Genomic DNA, 2826 nt, shown 5'->3' on the forward strand with positions numbered 1-2826 from the left:
GTATGCATCCGGCGAGACGCGCCTTGTCGTGAGGTAGGGGCCTGCTCTTAAGAACGCTCTCGAGAGCACGCTTAGGAGCAGTGGATGCGGCAGATCACGGTGATGACCGGGCCGGAACGGCGGCGGCGCTGGAGCGACGAGGAACGGCTCCAGATTTTGGCAGAAGCCTTTGCGCCTGGGGCCAGCGTTTTGGCTGTGGCGCGTCGGCACGATATTTCCACGGCGCGCATTTACACGTGGCGCAACAAGCTGCGGCAGCCGCCCGCCCTGACGGAGTTCGCCGAGGCGGTGGTTGACGATGGCGAACAGCAGAATGCGCACCAGGCCGCAATGCCGGTGATCATCGTGGATCTGGGTGGCAAAGGGCGCGTGAGCATATCTGCGTCGGCACCAGCTGCCTTGGTGTCGGCAGCGCTCAAGGCCCTGCGATGATCCCAGCTGGCGCGCGGGTGTGGATTGCGATGGGCCACACAGATATGCGGCGCGGCATGCAGAGCTTGGCAGCAATGGTGCAGCAGAGCTTCTCGCGAGACCCATTTGCCGGCGATCTTTGGGTCTTTCGCGGGCGCAGCGGGGCGCTTGTGAAGATAATCTGGCACGACGGCCTCGGGATGTCGTTATATTCGAAGCGATTGGAACGAGGGAAGTTCATTTGGCCCGCCGCGAAGGACGGCGTGGTGTCGCTGACGAGCTCACAGCTGGCCTGTCTGCTCGACGGAGTGGACTGGCGGAACCCGCAATATAGCTGGCGCCCACAGAGCGCAGGATAGGCGCAGATTTTCTCGGCGGAGGCTGCATTTTCCGCTTCATCCGGGAGGTTTTCTATGATTCCATCCAAGTTGTGGACGCCGCCGTTTCGCCCCTGCCTGACGATATCGAAGCGCTCAAGGCGTTGGTACGGCTCAGTGCGCAGCGCGCCGATGAAGCCGAACAGCGGGCCACGAGCGCTGAAGCCGAACTGGCCAATGCCCGTGCCCGGGAGAGCGCCACCGAGGCGTTGATCTCGCACTACAAGTTGCAGATCGCCAAGCTCAGGCGCGAGCAGTACGGCCCCAGCGCCGAACGCACCCGCCGGCTTCTTGCGCAGATGGAGTTTGAGCTCGAAGATTTGGAGGCCGACGCCGCCGAAGATGATCTGGCCGCCGAGGCCGCCGCGACAAAGGCGACGAACGTCACCGCCTTTGAGCGCAAGAGGCCAGTTAAAAAACCGTTCCCCGTCCATTTGCCCCGCGACCGCGTCGTCGTTCCGGCGCCCTGTTCCTGTCCGGCCTGTGGCGGCATGCGCCTGTCGAAGCTGGGCGAGGATGTAACCGAGACGCTGGAGGTAATCCCGCGTGCCTGGAAGGTCATCCAGACCGTACGCGAGAAATTCTCCTGCCGTGACTGCGAGAAGATCACGCAGCCGCCCGCGCCATTCCATGTCGTGCCGCGTGGCTGGGCAGGGCCAAGCTTCCTCGCCATGCTGCTGTTCGAGAAGTATGGGCAGCACCAGCCGCTCAACCGCCAGGCGGAGCGCTTCGCTCGCGAAGGCGTGCCGCTGAGCGTCTCCACGCTTGCCGATCAGGTTGGTGCGGCGTCCTTCGCCTTGATGCCCATCTTTCGGCTGATCGAGGCCCATGTCTTTGCCGCCGAGCGCGTGCATGGCGACGATACCACCGTGCCGGTCATGGCCAAGGGCAAGACCGATACCGGTAGATTATGGGATTATGTCCGGGATGACCGCCCGTTCGGCGGCGCCGATCCGCCGGCGGTGGTTTTCTATTATTCGCGCGACCGGCGCGGGGAACATCCCCAGGCGCACCTCGCGTCCTGGTCCGGGATTCTGCAGGCTGATGCCTATGCGGGCTATTTTGAGCTGTACGCTCCCAACCGCCAGCCTGGTCTCATCCTGGAGGCAGGATGCTTTGCTCACGCGCGCAGGAAGTTCTTCGAACTTGCTGACGTCGAGGGCGCTGCGCGCAAGAAGAGCCGCGGCGAGCGGACTGGCCCGATCTATCCGATTGCGCTGGAGGCGGTGCAGAAGCTGGACGCCCTGTTCGACGTTGAGCGCGGTATCAACGGCAAGACACCAGCGGAGCGGCTTGCCGCCCGTCAGGAGTTGAGCGCGCCACTGATCGCCGAACTGCACGACTGGTTGAACGCCCAACTCGCCAAGCTGTCGCGTAACCATGATCTCGCCAAGGCTATCAACTATATGCTTCGGCGCTGGGACTCCTTCACCCGCTTCCTCGTCGATGGCAGGGTATGCCTCACGAACAACGCAGCGGAACGGGCGCTACGCTGTGTGCCACTCGGGCGGAAAGCATGGCTATTTTGCGGCTCCGATCGCGGCGGTCAGCGCGCCGCCATCATGTTTTCACTCATTCAAAGCTGTCGCCTCAACGACCTCGATCCCCAGGCTTGGCTCGCCGACGTCCTTGCCCGCATCGCCGGTCATCCGGCTAATCGGCTTGGCGATCTGCTCCCATGGAATTGGAAACCAACAGCGTTGAAGCTGGAGCCGTGATCTCATAGCATCACGGCATGGAATTTGACCCGCAACCCGAACTGATTGAATCCTCTCTCTGCCGGTCCATCGAACAGGCGGGCGTACGGCTGACCATCAACATCGTGCGGCTCGCCACCGAACGTGGCTGGTCCCTCGAGGTCGTCAACGAGCACGGCACCTCGACGGTCTGGGACAATCTATTCCCCACCGACCGCGATGCCGATGCTGCATTCCGCGATGTGCTCGCTCAAGAAGGCGTCGAGGCCTTCCTCGGCAAGTAAGATGCCAAATCCCCCAGCAAACCGTCAGTAGCCGCGGTCCTCACCGGATGCGTACGC

The 2826-nt window shown here is 63.0% G+C and carries 4 protein-coding genes; all 4 read left to right on the plus strand.

Annotated features, from left to right (window positions below):
- Window positions 1-84: 84 nt before the first annotated feature.
- The 4 genes from tnpA to RQH62_RS24845 all read left to right on the plus strand — a co-directional run bounded on the left by tnpA (window position 85) and on the right by RQH62_RS24845 (window position 2769).
- Window positions 85-432, plus strand: a complete 348-nt coding sequence (gene tnpA / locus RQH62_RS24830) for an IS66-like element accessory protein TnpA (protein WP_062788688.1) — start codon at window positions 85-87, stop codon at window positions 430-432.
- On the plus strand, window positions 429-770 hold the full coding sequence (tnpB, locus tag RQH62_RS24835; protein ID WP_019052498.1) for an IS66 family insertion sequence element accessory protein TnpB: 342 nt from the start codon (window positions 429-431) through the stop codon (window positions 768-770). Before tnpA ends, tnpB begins: the two co-directional genes overlap by 4 nt.
- A 71-nt stretch (window positions 771-841) precedes the next feature.
- Window positions 842-2506: an IS66 family transposase gene (tnpC, locus tag RQH62_RS24840; RefSeq protein ID WP_179041790.1), complete on the plus strand. Its 1665-nt coding sequence runs from the start codon at window positions 842-844 to the stop codon at window positions 2504-2506.
- 17 nt (window positions 2507-2523) lie between these two features.
- Window positions 2524-2769: a hypothetical protein gene (locus tag RQH62_RS24845; protein ID WP_019052496.1), complete on the plus strand. Its 246-nt coding sequence runs from the start codon at window positions 2524-2526 to the stop codon at window positions 2767-2769.
- Window positions 2770-2826 lie beyond the last annotated feature (57 nt).

The sequence above is a fragment of the Sphingobium sp. WCS2017Hpa-17 genome, assembly GCF_031843765.1.
Classification (GTDB): domain Bacteria; phylum Pseudomonadota; class Alphaproteobacteria; order Sphingomonadales; family Sphingomonadaceae; genus Sphingobium.